Annotated in this window: 19 protein-coding genes and 1 rRNA gene; 10 read left to right on the top strand and 10 right to left on the bottom strand. The window is 46.6% G+C overall.

Features of this window, described 5'->3' with window-relative positions; all coding sequences use genetic code 11:
- Nucleotides 1-125: 125 nt before the first annotated feature.
- Together VR7878_RS09410 and VR7878_RS09415 are read right to left on the bottom strand one after the other, a co-directional pair.
- The gene (locus VR7878_RS09410) at nucleotides 126-2,063 is read right to left on the bottom strand and encodes a methyl-accepting chemotaxis protein (RefSeq protein ID WP_370737078.1); all 1,938 of its coding nucleotides are present in this window, start codon (nucleotides 2,061-2,063) and stop codon (nucleotides 126-128) included.
- Nucleotides 2,064-2,379: 316 nt separating this feature from the next.
- Nucleotides 2,380-2,646 (bottom strand): YihD family protein, encoded by a 267-nt coding sequence (locus tag VR7878_RS09415; protein WP_059123199.1) that lies wholly within the window; start codon nucleotides 2,644-2,646, stop codon nucleotides 2,380-2,382.
- A 632-nt stretch (nucleotides 2,647-3,278) separates the two neighbouring features.
- Here VR7878_RS09415 and VR7878_RS09420 point away from each other — a divergent pair.
- Together VR7878_RS09420 and trhA are read left to right on the top strand one after the other, a co-directional pair.
- Nucleotides 3,279-4,070, top strand: coding sequence for a sporulation protein (locus VR7878_RS09420; protein ID WP_077335566.1), 792 nt, complete (start codon nucleotides 3,279-3,281; stop codon nucleotides 4,068-4,070).
- Nucleotides 4,071-4,139: 69 nt separating this feature from the next.
- Nucleotides 4,140-4,790 (top strand): PAQR family membrane homeostasis protein TrhA, encoded by a 651-nt coding sequence (trhA, locus tag VR7878_RS09425; RefSeq protein WP_077335568.1) that lies wholly within the window; start codon nucleotides 4,140-4,142, stop codon nucleotides 4,788-4,790.
- Nucleotides 4,791-4,846: 56 nt separating this feature from the next.
- Here the strand turns inward: trhA and VR7878_RS09430 are convergent, their stop codons facing one another.
- From VR7878_RS09430 to def, 5 genes are all read right to left on the bottom strand, one after another.
- Entirely contained in the window at nucleotides 4,847-6,292 is a 1,446-nt protein-coding gene (locus VR7878_RS09430) for a TrkH family potassium uptake protein (RefSeq protein WP_077335570.1), read from the bottom strand.
- A 12-nt stretch (nucleotides 6,293-6,304) separates the two neighbouring features.
- On the bottom strand, nucleotides 6,305-7,681 hold the full coding sequence (gene trkA / locus VR7878_RS09435) for a Trk system potassium transporter TrkA (protein ID WP_077335572.1): 1,377 nt from the start codon (nucleotides 7,679-7,681) through the stop codon (nucleotides 6,305-6,307).
- 79 nt (nucleotides 7,682-7,760) lie between these two features.
- Complete coding sequence (gene rsmB / locus VR7878_RS09440) at nucleotides 7,761-9,047, bottom strand: 16S rRNA (cytosine(967)-C(5))-methyltransferase RsmB (RefSeq protein ID WP_077335607.1); 1,287 nt, start codon at nucleotides 9,045-9,047, stop codon at nucleotides 7,761-7,763.
- Between the two features lie 51 nt (nucleotides 9,048-9,098).
- A complete protein-coding gene (gene fmt, locus VR7878_RS09445) occupies nucleotides 9,099-10,064 on the bottom strand; it encodes a methionyl-tRNA formyltransferase (protein WP_077335574.1) in 966 nt (321 codons plus the stop codon).
- An 11-nt stretch (nucleotides 10,065-10,075) separates the two neighbouring features.
- The gene (gene def / locus VR7878_RS09450) at nucleotides 10,076-10,597 is read right to left on the bottom strand and encodes a peptide deformylase (protein WP_077335576.1); all 522 of its coding nucleotides are present in this window, start codon (nucleotides 10,595-10,597) and stop codon (nucleotides 10,076-10,078) included.
- Between the two features lie 176 nt (nucleotides 10,598-10,773).
- On the opposite strand from def, the gene dprA reads away from it, so the two are divergent.
- From dprA to VR7878_RS09465, 3 genes are read left to right on the top strand one after another with little or no spacing between them, the layout of a single operon-like run.
- Nucleotides 10,774-11,931: a DNA-processing protein DprA gene (gene dprA / locus VR7878_RS09455; RefSeq protein WP_077335578.1), complete on the top strand. Its 1,158-nt coding sequence runs from the start codon at nucleotides 10,774-10,776 to the stop codon at nucleotides 11,929-11,931.
- A 5-nt stretch (nucleotides 11,932-11,936) separates the two neighbouring features.
- The gene (locus tag VR7878_RS09460; RefSeq protein ID WP_027694359.1) at nucleotides 11,937-12,410 is read left to right on the top strand and encodes a DUF494 family protein; all 474 of its coding nucleotides are present in this window, start codon (nucleotides 11,937-11,939) and stop codon (nucleotides 12,408-12,410) included.
- A gap of 10 nt (nucleotides 12,411-12,420) precedes the next feature.
- Nucleotides 12,421-13,002 carry a DNA topoisomerase family protein gene (locus VR7878_RS09465; RefSeq protein WP_077335580.1) on the top strand — a complete coding sequence of 194 codons (582 nt, stop codon included), beginning with the start codon at nucleotides 12,421-12,423 and terminating at the stop codon, nucleotides 13,000-13,002.
- Nucleotides 13,003-13,082: 80 nt separating this feature from the next.
- Here VR7878_RS09465 and VR7878_RS09470 read toward each other — a convergent pair whose 3' ends face one another.
- Nucleotides 13,083-14,213 carry a 5-(carboxyamino)imidazole ribonucleotide synthase gene (locus VR7878_RS09470; RefSeq protein ID WP_077335582.1) on the bottom strand — a complete coding sequence of 377 codons (1,131 nt, stop codon included), beginning with the start codon at nucleotides 14,211-14,213 and terminating at the stop codon, nucleotides 13,083-13,085.
- Nucleotides 14,214-14,218: 5 nt separating this feature from the next.
- The gene (purE, locus tag VR7878_RS09475; protein WP_077335584.1) at nucleotides 14,219-14,704 is read right to left on the bottom strand and encodes a 5-(carboxyamino)imidazole ribonucleotide mutase; all 486 of its coding nucleotides are present in this window, start codon (nucleotides 14,702-14,704) and stop codon (nucleotides 14,219-14,221) included.
- Nucleotides 14,705-14,919: 215 nt separating this feature from the next.
- On the opposite strand from purE, the gene tsaC reads away from it, so the two are divergent.
- The 4 genes from tsaC to VR7878_RS09495 all read left to right on the top strand — a co-directional run bounded on the left by tsaC (nucleotide 14,920) and on the right by VR7878_RS09495 (nucleotide 17,598).
- Nucleotides 14,920-15,477 (top strand): L-threonylcarbamoyladenylate synthase type 1 TsaC, encoded by a 558-nt coding sequence (gene tsaC, locus VR7878_RS09480; protein ID WP_077335586.1) that lies wholly within the window; start codon nucleotides 14,920-14,922, stop codon nucleotides 15,475-15,477.
- Between the two features lie 17 nt (nucleotides 15,478-15,494).
- Nucleotides 15,495-16,409, top strand: a complete 915-nt coding sequence (gene hemF / locus VR7878_RS09485; RefSeq protein ID WP_077335588.1) for an oxygen-dependent coproporphyrinogen oxidase — start codon at nucleotides 15,495-15,497, stop codon at nucleotides 16,407-16,409.
- Nucleotides 16,410-16,474: 65 nt separating this feature from the next.
- Nucleotides 16,475-17,329, top strand: coding sequence for a shikimate dehydrogenase (aroE, locus tag VR7878_RS09490; protein ID WP_077335590.1), 855 nt, complete (start codon nucleotides 16,475-16,477; stop codon nucleotides 17,327-17,329).
- Nucleotides 17,326-17,598 (top strand): DUF1488 family protein, encoded by a 273-nt coding sequence (locus tag VR7878_RS09495; RefSeq protein WP_077335592.1) that lies wholly within the window; start codon nucleotides 17,326-17,328, stop codon nucleotides 17,596-17,598. Before aroE ends, VR7878_RS09495 begins: the two co-directional genes overlap by 4 nt.
- Here the strand turns inward: VR7878_RS09495 and VR7878_RS09500 are convergent.
- The gene (locus tag VR7878_RS09500) at nucleotides 17,595-18,140 is read right to left on the bottom strand and encodes a gamma carbonic anhydrase family protein (RefSeq protein ID WP_077335594.1); all 546 of its coding nucleotides are present in this window, start codon (nucleotides 18,138-18,140) and stop codon (nucleotides 17,595-17,597) included. The two genes, VR7878_RS09495 and VR7878_RS09500, sit on opposite strands and share 4 nt — an antisense overlap.
- A 551-nt stretch (nucleotides 18,141-18,691) precedes the next feature.
- Here VR7878_RS09500 and VR7878_RS09505 point away from each other — a divergent pair.
- Nucleotides 18,692-18,860 (top strand): 16S ribosomal RNA (locus VR7878_RS09505); the annotation flags it as partial.

Raw genomic sequence — 18,860 nt, forward strand, 5'->3', positions numbered from 1 at the left:
AATATCCCCAAACCGGTACGACATCTGCAAGTTACTTAGTGCTGTGCAACAAGCACTGATGAGAAATGGCGTCTTGCAGGAAAAGGGGAAATCGGTGTTCCCCCAGTATATTTTACAAGCATCATTTATGACAGGCGAAATGCGTTGACAGATTGCGATAGATCAGCGGCTATCCCCGTGAGTTGGTTAGTTTTATCCGCATTGTCATCCGATGTTTCCGCGGTCGCCTTCGCCAGATCATTAATCTCAACAATACTGGCATTGATTTCCGCGGAAACATGCGTTTGTTGCTCTGCTGCTGTCGCGATTTGACTGTTCATATCCTGAATCACCATCACGGATTGCCGGATTGTTTCTAATGCATTGGTTGCGTGTAATGAACGTTCTTCTGTATGTTTCGCACTTTCATTATTTGATGCAATGAGCTGAACGGTTTTTTTGGTTTCGCCTTGCAGTCGTTCGATGACCGTCTGAATTTGCTCGGTGCTCTCCCGGGTTCGGCTGGCAAGCCCTCTGACTTCGTCTGCGACAACCGCGAATCCCCGGCCATTTTCACCCGCCCGCGCTGCTTCAATCGCGGCATTTAAGGCCAGTAAGTTAGTCTGTTCCGAAATGGTATTGATCACATCAAGAATGCCGCCGATATCAATGGTTTCTTGCTCTAATTGCGCTGTGCTTGTCACCACTTGTTCCATCCCTTGAACTAACATCCGGATGTCTTGACTCATCTCTTTGACAACATCTAATCCTTGTTGTGAATTTTTCGCGGCTTCTTCTGCTGCCGAAGATGCGTTCAGGGCATTTTGAGCCACTTCATCGACAGTGACGGTCATTTCATTCATCGCCGTCGAAGTCTGCTCTAACTGATTCATTTGGGATTGTGAGCTTTGATTCACATATTGAGCCGAAGAAGAAAGCGTCTGAGAGACTTGGTCGATATTCGCGGCTGAGTCATTGATATTGGTAATGATATGCCGAAGATTGGCTACCATGTGGAGAATGGAGCGATAGATCCCTGTCGTCTGCTGTGACGTCACTGGCTGGTGAGATAGATCACCATGCGCAATTTGTTCTACGATCTCAGAGATTTGTTGAGGTTCACCGCCAACCGGCTTATACATCAGTTGAATGACCAGCCAATAGACGATGCCTAGTGATACACACAACAAGACAATTGCTAATACGGTGGTTAAATATAAATTATGTTTTGACGGCTGAAGAATATTATCCCAAGCATCCCATGACCAAACCATCCAGTTCAAAGAATCGATAGTGATTTCTGTGACATAATATTCTTTGCCATCGTGCGTATAAGAGTGGGCACTTTTTTCTTTATTTTGATAAGGTGCATAAGATGGTCTTATTTTAAATATATTTTTGCCAATTTCATCTTCGTTTTTGGATGAAAAAATAAAGCCATCGGTTCGGCTGACAAAAACTTGTTTATTTTCTGATATCTTATCGACGAATTTATTTACAGTATTAATCGAAAAATTGACCGATAATACACCGATCACTTTATTATCCCGATATATTGGATTGGCCAGTGCAATGACATCTCGCCCGGCTGTACTTTTAAATGGTGTCGTGACAATATTTTGCTCTCCTTTCATGCCACGAATAAACCATTCTCGTTGTTTCTGTCCGGCATTAAATTTGGGAATAAAGCCGTTTGAACTGGTGGAGAATGTAGCGCCGGAAGGTAACGCAACATAAGCATTGAGGAGGTCAATCTTGTTGGAAAGATCCTTGAGTATTGAGAGCATTTTTTGCTCGTCGCTCACCTGACCATTTTTAATCGGAAGGGTGTCTCCGACAATGTCAAGAATATTGAATATTCTTGTGGTTTCAAGCTCGATGACTTGAGAGATTAAAGTCGATTGATTGGTTAGTTTCTCCGTATAATTTTCGCTGGATGAAGAACGAAAATTATAAAAACATACAGTGGAGATTATTGTAACAATGATAATAAATAATCCCCCAATATAGGATGTTAATTTAGCCTTTGCACTCACTGACGTTCCTCTTTTTATATGAACTTTATGTGAGCGAAAGCATATCATTGCTGATTGATTATTTGTTGGTCAATTTTACTGGTTGGAGATGATGTTTTTTGATAGACATCCACATAGAAAATGTGCTTATACAAAGTGATTATAAAAATTAATATTTAAATTTATTTTATATGTTTTTTTTATATTTTAAATCGATGCTTAATTATTAAAATTATCTATTAGTTAGTTCGATAGATTAAATTAAAGATAACCGGAAGATATGATTTGACAGATAACATGATGTGATTCAATCATGATTGCTGAATCGGTCCATTTTCATATGAAACAGACCCCTGATGGGGTCATGCGTAGTTGTCATACGTAATTACTGGATAATTCCGCGAGCTTTCAATATGGCGGTTTTAAAATCGTCTTCCTGATCTTTTTTCAAACCCGGAATCATCTCATCTTTGGCACTATGGCGCATTTTCAGATGATAGATCAGGATATCGTCACTTAAATCTGCTAAGTCGCCTTGATAACCCGCTTCATTCGCGAGCTTGACCAAAAACGCGAGCAGATTTAGCTCTGAATCTTTTTGCCACTCGGGCTCTAACAGTTCGAGCAGTTCTTCAATACGGTGACATTTCATTGGTTTCTCCATGGCGCCTGTGTGGGATTACTCAGGTAAAGTAGCAAATTGAAAGCGGGAAACCAATGTGAAAGCGGCAATAAAAAAGCGCAGCTCATTACTTTACTGCGCTTTCATTGGGTTGACTTATGCTGCTTTTACTTCGGTTGATACTTCCGGTGCTGCATGAACACGTTTTTCTGCCGGAGTCATTACAGGGGCAACTTTTACTTTTGGTCTAGAAGCTGCAAAGCTTGCTCGACGCCGTGACGCACTCCCATGTGAGTGCGAAAACCTGACTGATGTTGGGCGCATATATATACCTAACGGTCAGACATTTCCCTTGCCATTTCAATGGCCTAGATTAGCTATTGAGTCAAGACTTCATCATCACTGCTGAAGGTGGGCTCATCTGGCGCAAACCGTTCCGAATAGCTGTCTAGGAATTTCGTATGTACAATTTATACACACTTCGATAAGCATAGCATTTACATATGGATTGATCGATAACCTTTTGTTCATACAATGTCATAAAATTTAAATTATTGATGCTGAGAATTGAGTTCTGGCAAAGTTCAGTATTACTATGGATAACCAATTTATCGATGGTTGTATGAGATAAAATTAATCGCAGAAGGCTGGGGGAGGTGGATATGTCTTTCTTGAAGAAAACCCTCGCAAGTTTTGGTATCGGGTCAGCGAAAGTTGATACTGTTTTGCAACAAGAGGTGCTCCAACCCGGGCAGCAAGCCAATGTCACGATCCATGTCTATGGGGGAGCGACAGCGCAGGAAATTGACAATATTGATGCGCGGTTGTGTTGTCACTATGTTGACGAAGAGCCGGTTGGAGATGATCCTCAGGGAAAATCCCGGACACACCGAGTGCGCCGGAACTGTGTTTTGGATCAATGGCATTTGCCATATGCATTTACAATTCATCCGGGAGAGACTCGGGATTTCTTGGTGACATTCAATGTTCCCTGGAATACGCCTATCACGATTGGTGATGCAAAAGTTTGGCTGGAAACCGGTCTGGATATTACGCTCGCCTCCGACCCGACAGATACAGACGAAGTTACCGTAAGGCCGGAGCCGCTGCTCGATGCCGTATTTAGTGCTTTTGAGTCTCAGGGATTCCGAATTCGTCAGGTTGAATGTGAAGCGGCCAGTGGATTCGAGCTGCCGTTTGTGCAGGAGTTTGAGTTTGTACCGACGACCGGGCCTTATCATGGTCGCTGGCGTGAAGTTGAAGTTGTTGCTTATCGTTCTGAGTCGGCTCTGGAGCTATGGTTTGAAATTGATCGGCAACAGCGAGGTGTCGGTGGCATGTTGTCTCATCTGCTTGGCAGTGGTGCGTTGAAGCGCCATCTGATCATTCCGGTTGAGACACCGCTTGAAGCGATCTCTGCACGGGTATTCGATTTTCTGGAAGAAAGCACATAAAATTCAGCTTACACATGTAAGTTGAAATGTGCCATACTCAGCGATGATATGAATCCTCAGGAGTTTCACATGACCTCGTTGAATCAGGGATATACGCTCAAAGAAGAGATCTGGAATTCGGTTACGCACGGTGTCGGCTTGATTCTGGGCATCATTGGCTTAGTTATGCTATTGATGAAAGCGACATCCGGAGGCGATGATGTTTTGACGGTCACCAGTGTTGCAATCTACGGTGGCAGCATCATTATGCTGTTTCTGGCCTCGACGCTTTACCATGCGATTCCGCTGCAGCAATCCAAGCGCTGGTTGAAAACCTTTGATCACTGCGCGATTTACCTGTTGATTGCCGGGAGTTATACCCCTTTTCTTCTGGTTAGCCTGAGAACACCCTTAGCAATTGGATTAATGATTGTGATCTGGCTGATTGCACTGGTTGGTATTGTCTTGAAAATCGCCTTTATTCACCGGTTTAAGCGCTTATCTTTAGTGATCTATGTGGTGATGGGCTGGCTTTCTCTAGTCGTGGTTTATCAGTTGGCGATTCACCTGAATATCGGCGGGTTAACGTTGTTGGCTGCCGGGGGCGTCATTTATACGCTGGGGGTTATTTTCTACGTGGCGAAAAAGATACCGTATAATCACGCTATCTGGCATGGTTTCGTACTCAGTGGTTGTGCCTGCCACTTTTTCTCAATCTACTATTATGTGCTGTCAAATTGAAGGTTGAGAATTCGTTACCGAACTTCGACATGCCATTCCAACCGTTGTTGTCTGTTTTAACGTCGCCAGAATGCCGGGAAAAACAGCACCAGAATCGTCAGAATTTCTAACCGTCCCATTAACATACCAAAACTCAGGATCCATTTCGCCATGTCCGGTAGCGGCGCAAAGTTACCGGTCGGGCCGATAATATTCCCCATCCCCGGGCCGACGTTTGAGACCGCGGTGATGGCACCGGAAATGCTGGTCGTCGGATCCAATCCCATAGCACTGAGTGCGGCTGCAATAATGATGATCGTAATGACAAACGTCAGTGCAAAAGCGACGACTGAGCGCACGATATCATCCGTAACCGGGCGGTTATTATAACGCTGGACAAAGACCCCGGAAGGATGGATGAGTTTCATCATCTGCCGGTTGAGGAGTGTGATAGCAATTTGAAAGCGGAAGATTTTGATCCCGCCGGCCGTTGAACCGGAACAAGCTCCGGCCATCATTAAGAACGCAAATAATGTGCTGGGTAGCGCCCCCCAGGCGGTAAAGTCATCCAGCCCGTATCCGGTTGTCGTCACTACTGAGACAATATTAAACATTGCAACCCGGACGGCATCCACCACGGGATAGCCGTTGTGGATAACCAGCCATAACGCCACAATGCCGCTTGCTGCGAGAAAGAGATAGAAGAAACCGCGCACTTGAGCATCTTTATACAGTTCGATCGGTGTTTTTTTCCGGATGGCGGAGACAAACAGTAAAAAGGGTAATCCGCCAAGAAACATAAACACGGTGGCAACCCAATGGGCACCTTTTGAGAAGTGATTCATCGATCCGTCAGAGGTCGAATAACCGCCGGTCGATAGTGTTGTGAATGAATGGTTGATAGCCTCAAATACCGTCATGCCCGTCATGACGTAGCCAATACAGCATAAAAGCGTCAGAATGACATACACAATCACAATATTTTTTGCGACGGTTTTGGCCCGGGGGCTACTTTTATCGGACCAGTCAGAAGATTCCGTCTGGAACAGTTTCATCCCGCCGACATTGAGCATCGGTAGGACGGCCACGGCCATGACGATAAATCCGACCCCACCCAGCCATTGTAAGATAGAACGCCAAAGTAAAATGCTGGGTGCCATGTTATCCAGCCCGCTCAGGACGGTCGAGCCGGTCGTGGTAATACCGGACATCGTTTCAAAATAGGCATCGGTAAAACTGATGTGATTGATAAATACGAAAGGCAGTGCCGCAAACGCACTGGCAACCGTCCAGACTAAACTGGTAATCAGAAACATGTCTCGGACATTGAGCTTAAAATTAGCGGTTCGGCCTAGGGTCAGAAAAATAAAGGCAGCAACATGGGTAATGAGTACTGCCTGTCCGAAGTCGAGAAATCCGGCCGTGCCACTGACAAAAGACACCAGTGTCGGAACGTACATAAACAGAGCCAGTTTGGAGAGAACCAAGCCCAGCACAAATAGAATCGATTTCAGATTCAGCATGGTCGTCAATCACTACAGGAAAAATGGGCTGGGTTGGAACAGCGCTTCCACATCGGAAACATATTTCTTATTGACCAAGAACATCACAACATGGTCATCCTGTTCTATGACTGTCCGGTCATGGGCAATCAGTACCTCTTCACCACGCACAATTGCACCGATGGTCGTGCCGGGAGGTAGTTTGATATCACCGACTGCTTTGCCGACAACTTTTGACGTGGTTTCATCACCGTGGGCTATTGCTTCAATGGCTTCCGCTGCGCCACGGCGTAAAGAGGAGACATTGACGATATCGGCCCGGCGAACGTGAGTCAGTAATGCAGAAATTGTCGCTTGTTGTGGTGAGATCGCAACATCAATCACACCGCCTTGAACCAGATCGACGTAAGCGCCCCGCTGAATCAGAACCATTACTTTTTTAGCGCCCAAGCGTTTTGCTAACATGGCTGACATAATGTTGGTTTCATCTTCATTGGTCAGGGCGATGAACACATCGACTTGATCGATGTTCTCTTCAGTCAATAGCTCCTGATCTGCGGCATCACCACAGAACACAATGGTATTCTCCAACTGCTCTGACAGGTATTCAGCTCGCTGGTAGTGTCTCTCAATCAGTTTCACACTGTAGCTGTGCTCGAGGCGCCTGGCGAGGCTTGCTCCGATATTGCCACCACCGACAATCATGATCCTGCGATAGGGTCTTTCGAGGCGTTGCAGTTCACTCATAACTGAGCGGATATGGTTACTGGCAGCCACGAAGAACACTTCATCGTCGGCTTCAATGATGGTCGTTCCCTGAGGGCGAATCGGTCTGCCTTGACGGAAAATTGCTGCGACACGGGTTTCGATATGCGGCATATGTTCGCGTAGTGCCGAGAGTGCATTACCAACCAGCGGGCCGCCATAATACGCTTTTACCGCGACCAGACTGACTTTTTGATTGGCGAAACTGACCACTTGTAACGCACCGGGGTAATGGACTAAGCGCTCGATATAACTGGTGACCAGTTCTTCGGGGGCAATTAAATGGTCTACCGGTACGGCCCCTGAATGGAAGAGTGTTTCCTTTTCTGCAAGGTATTCGGGAGAACGAATCCGGGCAATCCTGTTGGGGGTGTTAAACAAGGTAAATGCCACCTGACAGGCGGCCATATTGGTTTCGTCGGTATTGGTAACCGCGACCAACATATCGGCATCCTGAGCACCCGCTTCTTTGAGAACGCTCGGATGGCTTGCATGTCCATTGACAACACGAAGGTCGTATTTGTCCTGAAGTTCTCTCAGGCGCTCACTACTTTTATCGACAATCGTAATATCGTTGTTTTCACCAACTAGGTTTTCCGCCAGTGTGCCACCTACCTGACCGGCTCCAAGAATGATGATTTTCATAACATAATCTCTTGTTTACCACTGCAAAGACAGTGCGCTTAAAATCCGTGATGACTCAGATATAATGTTTCAAGTCACACTAGATGGTTTTCTGCAAGACTGCATAATAGAAACCATCCATATCATTTTCTCCCGGCAGAATTTGTCGCCCCGGATTATCAATCTCTGAATTTATCAGTTGTGCATCTAATGTTCGAGATAAAAACGTTTTTATCTGCTGACTATTTTCTTGAGGTAACACAGAACAAGTGGCATAAACCATGGTTCCGCCTGGTTTTAGTTGCGACCACATCGCATCCAGAATCTCGCTTTGCAGTGTGGCTAACGCAGCAATATCATCGGCACGGCGGAGCCATTTGATATCGGGATGTCTGCGGATAACCCCCGTTGCTGAACAAGGCGCATCGAGTAAAATACGATCAAACTGCTCGCCATGCCACCAGTTCTCTGGATGTCGGGCATCGCCACAGATCACCTGTGCACTCAGATTGAGTCGTGCAAGATTCTCATTCACCCGGTTTAATCTCGATGAGTCACAATCGACGGCAACAACCTGAGCATTGGGAACTTGTTCCAGAATATGTGCGGTTTTACCACCGGGTGCGGCACAACAGTCAAGAATCAACTCTTTGGCTTGCGGTGCTAAATAATGAACCGATAGTTGTGCCGCTGCATCCTGAACAGATACCCAGCCTTGCTCAAAACCCGGTAATAATGTGACGTCACAAGGTGTCGCCAATTTTATGGCGTCTTTTGCTTGTGGGTGTAGACTCACATCAATATTTTGTTCTTCCAGCAACTTCACGTAACTTGCTGTGGTGTGATGCTGATGGTTGATCCGCAGCCACATCGGTGCCTTGTGATTGTTGGCCGTGACAATTGCCTGCCACTGCTCCGGATAACTTTCCTGAAGTAATTTCAATAACCATTTTGGATGGCAGTATTGAACGGCATCATGTTTGCTGTCTTGAATGCGTTGATCGATCGATGCGCTGTTGCGCTGATAATTTCTCAGAATGGCGTTAATCAAGCCACGTAGCCGTGAACCTTTTAAATCCTGAGTTGCACTGACGGTTTCTCCGACTGCGGCATGGTCAGGAATGCGCATGAATTGAATCTGATATAACCCCACCAGAATTAAATGATGAAAAACCCGTTTTTTTCCGGTCAGCGGTTGACTGATCAGCTCATTTGCTGTTGCTTCTAAACGCGGCAGATAGCGGAGAACACCAAAACAGATTTCCTGAAGCAGCGCGTGATCTCTGGGTTTTATTTTTTTCTGAGCCTCTGGTAGTACGGAGGACAGTGATGCGCCTTGATCGACAACTTGAAAGACAACTGAAGCGGCAGCAGCACGAACATTCATCATGAATCTGAACCTTAAGTAAAGTAGATAACCGATCGGTTATCGAACGTATTAATTGAGCTGAGTTCCAACCTCAAACCATTCGGCGCGGGCATTGAGAATATCTTGTACGGGCATGGCTTTCTTGCCGGGAACTTGCAGTTGCTCTAACACCAGAACATCTTTTCCTGTAGCAATATAAATGCCCGTTTTATCCGCTTGAATGATCGTTCCGGCCGGTTGGTCGGTTAACGAGTGTTCAACACGGCTTTTCCAGACTTTAATCGAAGGGGGAACTTCTGCTTTGGTATCGGTGACGGAAAAATGACTGACAGGCCAAGGGTTGAATGCCCGGACGCAGCGTTCAATAAAATCGGCAGGTTGTGACCAGTCGATACGGGCTTCTTCTTTACTCAGCTTCTGAGCGTAACTTGCCAGCTGATCATCCTGAGGAACCGGTGTGACTTGACCATTACTGAGCGCATCGAGTATTTCAATCAATGCTTGTGGTCCTAACTGAGCCAGTTTTTCATACATCGAAGCACTGGTATCGGTTGATTCTATAGGAAGTTTGGCAATCGATAACATGTCACCGGTATCTAACCCAGCGTCCATCTGCATGATGGTTACCCCGGTTTCTGCATCTCCCGCCCATATCGCGCGCTGAATCGGAGCAGCCCCGCGCCATTTGGGTAAAATCGAACCATGCACATTAATACAGCCTAATTTCGGAGCATCTAAGATGGCTTGGGGCAACAAAAGCCCATAGGCCACAACCACCATTAAATCAGCATTGAGCTCAGCCAGTTGCTGTTTGCTGTCTGGCGATTTGAAATTTTCCGGCTGATAAACCGGAATGTGATGCTCTGTCGCCAAGGTTTTGACCGGGCTTGCGGTTAGTTTCTTGCCGCGTCCGGCTGGTCGGTCGGGTTGGGTGTAGACTGCAATGACTTCATGCGCTGAAGACAATAATGCCGCCAGATGACGGGCGGCAAAATCCGGAGTTCCGGCAAAAATAATTCTGAGTGACTGACTCACCGTGACCTCACTTATGCTTCATTTTTCTTTTTTTCGTTCGCGCGTTTGATTTTTTCCAGTTTCTCTTTAATCCGCTTACGTTTCAGCGGAGAGAGATAATCGACGAATAATTTCCCTTGAAGATGGTCTAGCTCATGTTGCACACAAATCGCCAGAAGGTCATCGGCTTCAAAGGTGAATTCTTTGCCGTCTCTGTCCAGTGCGCGAACGGTGACTTCAGCCGCTCTCGGCACTAGCGCTCTTGCTCCCGGTACCGACAGGCATCCTTCTTCAATACCGTCTTCTCCCCGTTTTTCGATAATTTCAGGGTTAATTAATACACGAGGCTGATCACGGGTTTCTGAGACATCAATTACGACAATACGCTGATGGAAATCAACCTGCGTTGCTGCCAGACCAATCCCATCTTCTTCGTACATGGTTTCGATCATGTCATCAACGAACTTTTGTATTTCAGGTGTGACTTCTTGAACGGGCTTGGCGACCGTTCTTAAGCGCTCATCAGGAAAAGTTAATACTTGTAATACAGACATATACACTCAAATTGTTGAAATGTGCCGAAACAATAGAAAGTTCAATGTTCCAATTCTAGACATTTTAAGACCTAATTGACAGCATTGTGAGTGATAAATCGAAGTGATTATTAATCATCCGTCGATAAGACCTCTGTTTCGCCAACCTATCACTCAGTATCAGGATATTGCCGGAGATGCATCAATCAACCTCTAATGTCGCTGAAAATGATCGATTATCGATCTGGATAAAGCTTAGCTTGACACCCCGTTTGGGAATGCAATCGTTGCTAAAGCTGCTCGGGAAAGTATCGCTTGAGGCGTTATCTCATTATTCTGCAAAAGAGTGGCTTACTGTCGGGCTCACACCGGTACAGGTCTCTTATCTGTTATCTGATGCAGCGAATCAGGTGGCTGAGGATTGCCTTCAATGGCAAATACGTGGCAATCATCGCCATATCGTGGCTTATTTTTCTCCGGATTATCCGGCGTTGCTGAAAGAAATTCCGTCTCCGCCACCGCTGCTGTTTGTGCAGGGAGAGCCGGCGCTGTTGTCCGTCCCACAGCTTGCCATTGTGGGGAGTCGCTATGCCAGTATGCAAGGATTGCAAGATGCATGGCATTTTGCGAATGGTATTGCTCAGCATCAAGTGGCAGTGACCAGTGGATTAGCGCTGGGAATTGATGGACAAGCCCATCAAGGCGCTTTAGACGGTGGCGGCAAAACCATTGCGGTTTTAGGCGCTGGTTTGGATCGCATCTATCCGGCTCGGCATCGGGGGCTGGCTGAGCGAATACTTGAACAGCAATCCGGTGTACTGGTGTCAGAATTTTGTCCCTCAACGCCCCCGAAAGCAACGAACTTTCCTCGTCGAAACAGAATTATCAGTGGGTTATCTCTGGGAGTGCTGGTGATTGAAGCCGCAGAAAAAAGCGGGTCATTAATTACGGCAAGATACGCTGTTGAGCAAAACCGGGATGTTTTTGTGATCCCGGGCGCGATTCATCAGTCTGGTTATCGGGGAAGTAATGCACTAATTCGTGATGGCGCTTGCTTAGTTCAGAATATTGAACAGATACTCTCTGAAGTTGGTACGTTATCTGCTTGGATTAAGCAAGAGAAGCCAAAAGAGAAAATTCAGCAAAATGAGCTTTTTCCGCCATTAATTGACGACGAAGAATTGCCATTTGCTGAAGTGTTAGCTAACGTAGGGGTAAAAGCGACACCAGTTGATATTCTTGCAACACGTACCCATATACCAGTTCATGAAGTGATGAGACAGCTCCTAGAGTTGGAATTATCCGGGCATGTGATTGCAGTTGCTGGTGGCTACATTCGTAAGGGGAGGGGCTAGCTATGATGATGGATATTCTTATGTATCTGTTCGAAACTTACATCCATAGCGATGCTGAGTTACAAGTTGATCAAGATGAGTTAGAGGATGAGCTCCTGCGTGCAGGTTTTCATCAGAAAGAGATCTACAAAGCCCTTAACTGGTTGGAAGAATTGGCATCACTACAACAAAGTGATGTGCATTCTCCGTTATCGATCAGTGCTGCAACAGCAATGAGAGTTTATACCGAGAAGGAGACCGCCCGACTTGATGTTGAATGCCGCGGATTCCTGTTGTTCCTTGAACAGATTAAAGTGTTGACCCCCGAAACTCGAGAGATGGTCATTGATCGGGTGATGGGACTAGAAACCAATGAATTTGAACTGGATGATTTGAAATGGATTATTCTGATGGTGCTGTTCAATGTTCCCGGTAATGAGAGTGCTTATACGCTGATGGAAGAATGGTTGTATACCAAAGAACAAGGCATTTTGCATTGATAGAGATTCAATGAGTCGTCGTATAGATCAGCAATTATTTTCTGCACATGAACATGCTTTGGACGAAGTTGAGTCATGTCCCAAATGTGGTAGTGAGTTACAGTTGCGTCATGGTAAACACGGACCATTTTGGGGCTGCTCGGCTTATCCCGCATGTGACTACATTCGCCCGCGTCACCAGCACGATGGACATATTGTCAAAGCGTTAGGCGTTCCCTGCCCTGAATGTGGTCACGAGTTAGTCTTAAGGCAGGGGCGTTATGGCATGTTTATCGGCTGTAGTCATTTCCCGCAATGTCATCATATTGAATCTTCAGATCCTCCCAAGACTGAGCAACCGAATGAGGTGAGTTGCCCGGAATGCAATACGGGTCATCTGGTAGAACGGAAATCTCGTTTTGGTAAGACTTTTTGGGCGTGCGATCAGTATCCGAAGTGTAAGTTTGCCGTGAATGCTCCCCCGGTATTCGGGCAATGCAGCGAATGTGGCTTTCCGTTACTCATTGAGAAAAAATCAGCGGCCGGTACAACGTTAATTTGTGCTGCCCGTCGATGTGGTCATGTGCAAGAGACTGACTCTGCAGCGAAATAAATTACCAAGGGCTTTGAGACCCTTGGCTGATGAGGGTTGTCGCTCAATGACTCTGTTGTGCAAGAAAGCGACACCGGAGATTACTTGTGCTGGCTGGCGAATTGATGAACCGCCGGAAATGCGTCTGCCGAGAGTACATCCGCAAGCGAACAGATGATTCGCTCTAGCTCCGCATAATAATCTGCACTGACGTTGATATGTCCCATCTTTCTGCCTGAACGCTTTTCTTTGCCATACCAGTGGATATGACATCCTTCCGTAGCCAGAATTTCTGAGGGGAGTGTATCTTCACCCAAAATATTGACCATACATGTCGGACGGATCAGTTTTGTACTGCCCAACGGTAAGCCACAGACTGCCCGTAAATGGTTTTCAAATTGGCATGTATCCGCGCCCTGTTGAGTCCAATGGCCTGAGTTGTGAACCCGAGGCGCGATCTCGTTAACAAGTAACTGCCCTTGAACATCAAAAAATTCCAGAGCGAGAACACCGACATAATTGAGTGTATTGGCAACGGCTTCAAACATCGTTTTGGCTTGTTGCTGTAACGCTTGCGCATCTATTGAGGTCGACAGACTGAGAACCCCGTCGGTGTGGATGTTTTCTGAAAGCGGGTAAACTGCCCATTCCCCGTTTTTGCCGCGAGCACCGACCAATGACACTTCTCTGTCAAAGGGGACAAATTCTTCAGCAACAATCGCCTGATTGTCACTGGCTTCGATACACTGTTGCATTTCCGGCCAGATTTTATCGGCATCCGCGGTTGATTTCAGGCGCCATTGCCCCTTTCCGTCATATCCACCCAAAGCGCTCTTCAGCACCATAGGAATACCGACATGGCGGATGGCGCTGTCGAAATCATCTCGGGTATTGATGACGAAATATTTGGCATTTTTGACGCCGGCTTGATCAAGTAATGCTTTTTCGACACGACGGTCACCACCGGTTTTAATGGCTTGTGCACCGGGGAGTAACTTTCCGCTTTGTTCACACTGGTGGAGAATATCATGGGGAATGTGTTCAAATTCAGCAGTAATGACGTCCGCTTGCTGAATGGCATTTTCCAACCCATGCCCCTGAACTTCTTGAGTCAGTGGATGAATAATCTGACCGCTGACCACATCGAAGGCGCTGATGTGAATATTCAAGGGTGCACCGGCAAGAGACATCATCCGCGCTAACTGGCCTGCGCCTAAGACAAGTACGTGCATACTGGTTATTCCTCGGTTGGATCTGGATTGGCAAGAACGGTATCTGTTTGTGACTGGCGAAATGCTTCAACTTTCTGCATGACCTGTTCATCATGAACACCAATGATTTGAGCTGCCAGAATCCCGGCGTTCGCTGCACCGGCTTCCCCGATTGCTAAGGTGCCGACTGCAATACCTTTCGGCATTTGAACAATAGACAAGAGTGAATCGATACCCTTTAAGGCTTTTGACTGAACAGGGACTCCCAGCACTGGTAGACTGGTGAACGCTGCGGCCATGCCCGGTAAATGAGCTGCGCCCCCTGCGCCTGCGATGATTACTTTAAGGCCTCGGTCTTTCGCCTGGCTTGCATAGTCGGCCAGTAACTGAGGTGTACGATGTGCTGAAACGACTTTGGTTTCATATTCGACACCGAATTGCTCTAGCATGTCTGCGGCAAGTTTCATGGTTGGCCAATCGGACTTCGAGCCCATTATAATTCCGACTTTCATCTCAAATTCCTTCAGATTTATTGCAATGCGCAAGCATGTTGATGATATCAATGTGCGATAATTTTGCGCGCATTATACGAGGAAATCTCTTCAAGGAAAACGTTTGCGTCGGGTTAGTTTGCTAACAAGATAGATTTGTACAAAATTGATTTCGTTTTCTGGCATGATCGTTTGTACACTAGTGGCTTCATCATCCGAGCATATTGAGAAGTATTGTGAATAATTTTGAGCAAGTGCTTGATGCGTTGTATCAAGGCGGTGTGGTTGCCTATCCGACTGAAGGTGTCTTTGGCGTCGGGTGTGACCCTGACCGGGCTGATGCCATTCAAAAACTACTGGAAATCAAAAATCGTCCGGTTGAAAAGGGGCTGATTCTTATTGCGTCTAGTTATGCACAATTACAGCCTTATATTGATGAACGTCAGCTTTCCGCACAACGGCTGGCGGATATTCAAGCCAGTTGGCCGGGGCCGGTCACTTGGGTGATGCCGGCCAGCGAGCGTGTGTCTGTCTGGCTCAGTGGTTTGTTTGATACGGTTGCTGTCCGGGTCACGGATCATCCACAAGTCCGGCAATTGTGTGAGGCTTACGGCAAGCCCATTACTTCAACCAGCGCCAATTTAACGGGGCAGCCGCCTTGTATGACGACAGAAGCGGTTCAGCAGCAACTTGGTCATTGCCTTCACGCAATTTTGGCAGGGCAAACCGGTGGACGTGATAAGCCCAGTGAGATCCGGGACGCACGTACGCTGGCAATATTAAGACAAGGGTAGAAACAAGGGAAATCGCGATGAGTGGGATTGATAAACAAGCCGTTAAAACTTTTTTACTGCAACTACAGGATTCGATTTGTCAGCAGCTTGAAGCAACTGATGGTTTGTCCCGGTTTGAGCAAGATGAATGGCACCGTGAGCCGGGTGAACGTTTGGGCGGCGGCGGACGGAGCCGCGTGATGCGCAATGGCCATGTATTTGAACAAGGCGGGGTTAATTTTTCTCATGTCACAGGCAATGAAATGCCTGCATCTGCTACCGCACACCGACCGGAGTTAAAAGGACGTCGATTCGAGGCGATGGGCGTTTCTTTAGTGATGCACCCTAACAATCCTTACGTCCCGACCTCTCATATGAATGTGCGCTTCTTCATTGCAGAAAAAGATGGCGAAGCACCCGTCTGGTGGTTTGGCGGTGGCTTTGACTTAACGCCATGCTATCCATTTGACGAAGATTGCTATCACTGGCACCAAGTAGCGAAAGAGATTTGTCAGCCGTTTGGTTCAGAGGTGTACCCACAACATAAAGATTGGTGTGATCGGTACTTTTTCTTACCGCATCGAGAGGAAACCCGGGGTGTTGGCGGACTTTTCTTTGATGATCTCAATCAGTGGGACTTCGACACCTGTTTTGCTTATATCCGGGCAGTCGGTGAGGGATACACCCGTGCTTATCTGCCGATTGTAGAGCAACGAAAAGACAGCCCGTTTACAGAACATGAACGCCAGTTCCAGCTCTATCGACGGGGTCGATATGTAGAATTTAATCTGGTGTTTGACCGGGGTACGCTGTTTGGTCTGCAATCCGGAGGACGTACCGAGTCTATTTTGATGTCAATGCCACCGTTAGTACGCTGGGAGTACGGGTATCAGCCTGAAACCGGCAGCGCTGAGGCTCGCTTGGCTGAGTATTTGACACCAAGAGACTGGTGACAGCCCGAGCCGGGAGTGATAGGGTCAAACGATTCTTTTCTATTTCTTTGAATGAAGGCAGGGATATGGCTTATCAGGATCAGTACGCAGTATTCGGCAATCCAATCGGTCACAGTAAATCTCCTTTTATCCAGACGTTATTTGCTCGTCAGACCAATCAGGACATGATCTATACGGCCGAATTGGCACCGATAGATGGTTTTAAAGCCACGGTGGGAAACTTTTTCTCTCACGGGGGAAAGGGATGTAATGTAACCGTCCCATTTAAAGAACAGGCCTATGCGTTTGCTGATCAACTGACTGAGCGCGCCCGAATTGCCGGTGCGGTCAATACATTGAAGAAACTCGATGATGGCGGCATTCTCGGAGACAATACCGATGGTGCCGGTCTGGTTCAGGATTTGTTGCAGTATCAGGTGCCTTTGCAGGGAGCAAAAATCTTATTAATTGGTGCAGGCGGTGCAGCAAAAGGTGTGATTCATCCTTTATTAGCACAATCACCTGACTCGATTGTGATTACTAACCGGACGTTCACCAAAGCACAAGACCTTGCTGCTTTTTTCCAAGAGTACAATAATCAAAATCAGACATCTGTCCCGGTTTCTGCTCAGCCGATGTCAGAAATTCATACCGCATTTGATGTGGTGATTAATTCGACGTCAGCGAGTCTGTCTGGGGAACTGCCAGATATTTCCGGTGATATCTTTGCTGAAAAAAGTGTTGCCTATGACATGATGTATGGCAAAGGGCTTACCGTGTTTAATCAGTGGGCCGTGGAGAATGGCTGTGCTCACGCCTATGATGGTTTGGGAATGCTAGTCGGACAAGCCGCGGAAAGTTTCATGTTATGGCGCGGCATTCGTCCCGGTACGCGGCAGATATTAAGTGAACTGAGACGCAACTTGGAAGGCAGTCTATGAATCAATCGATTCTTTTTCCTGATGTGCAGTCTTGGGACGAAACCACGCAGCAAATACGCTTCCCGGCTCAACGTCAGGGAGCGTTAATTGAGTGTGTGCTTGCCGTTACTGTTCTGGAACAGCTTTCCGGCCAGCAAATCACAAGTGAAGAAACGGCTGTCAGTATTTTCTCGCAGTATCGTTTTGACTGCGAAGAATTGGCCGAGCAGCTCATTGAAGATGAGGCATATAATGCGCTCGGGCAAATCGAACTGGTTGTCTGTAATTAGATATCTTCTACTTGATGAAGAAAGTCATCTTTATTCTGAACGTAGTTCTCCGCTGATTTGAGCAAGAAGTCTCGCTCTTCATCCGTTAGTGGACGCGCCTGCTTAACTGGATTGCCCATATAAAGGTAGCCACTCGGTAATGTTTTATTGGGTGGCACCAAACTTCCGGCTCCAATCACAACCTCACTCTCGACCGTGACGCCATCAAGAATAATACTGCCCATGCCAACCAGAACCCGATCCTGAATCGTACAGCCATGGAGCATTGCTTTGTGGCCAACCGTTACATCATCGCCAATAATCAATGGATAACCATCCGGGTTCGCAGCATTTTTGTGAGTAACATGAAGCACCGACCCATCCTGAATATTGGTTCTTTTACCAATATGGATATGGTTAACATCACCACGGGCTGCCACCAAAGGCCAGATACTTGAATCATCACCGATTTGGATATCACCGACTAATACAGCGGTACTATCCACATAAACACGCAGCCCCAGTTCTGGTGTAATACCTTTATAACTTCGAATTGAACTCATGATGCTCTCCTCAATATGTTAGTTTTTTGCTTTTGGCTAGGTCGGATAAGGATAATGGCTTTTCGGTTTGGAGTAAAAACAGACGTTCTGCCTAAAAAACACTCGGTTGATTAGAAACATAAGAAAAGTTATTAAAAAGGGCTTGCCAATCGAAAAGCGATCCCTATAATGCCCCCTCGCTGACACGGAATCGCGGAGAGAAATCCCCGGCTGTGTGAGTCCGGTCTTCACCGAAAGATAAATCTGAAAAAAGTGTTTGACACCAAGATTTATCTCGCTAGAATGACCGCCTCTTCGAACGGAGAACGTTTAGAAGAATCGCTCTTTAACAATATAGACCAATCAATCTGTGTGGGCACTCGTCGATAAATATCCAAAAAGATTTTATCAATGAATCGAGTGACCAAATCAAGTTGGATGCAGGTAACTGTTATTCAATAGGAGCACAGTCAATTCAACATTACTTATGTAATGTCACTTTTTGCTTCTGCTTTTAAGCAGAGACAAAAAGCAGTATTCATTGAGCCGACACTTTGGTGTCACAAAAACTTTAATTGAAGAGTTTGATCATGGCTCAGATTGAACGCTGGCGGCAGGCCTAACACATGCAAGTCGAGCGGAAACGAGAGAAAGCTTGCTTTCTCGGCGTCGAGCGGCGGACGGGTGAGTAAAGTCTGGGAAATTGCCCTGATGTGGGGGATAACCATTGGAAACGATGGC

The sequence above is a fragment of the Vibrio ruber DSM 16370 genome, assembly GCF_900163965.1.
Classification (GTDB): domain Bacteria; phylum Pseudomonadota; class Gammaproteobacteria; order Enterobacterales; family Vibrionaceae; genus Vibrio; species Vibrio ruber.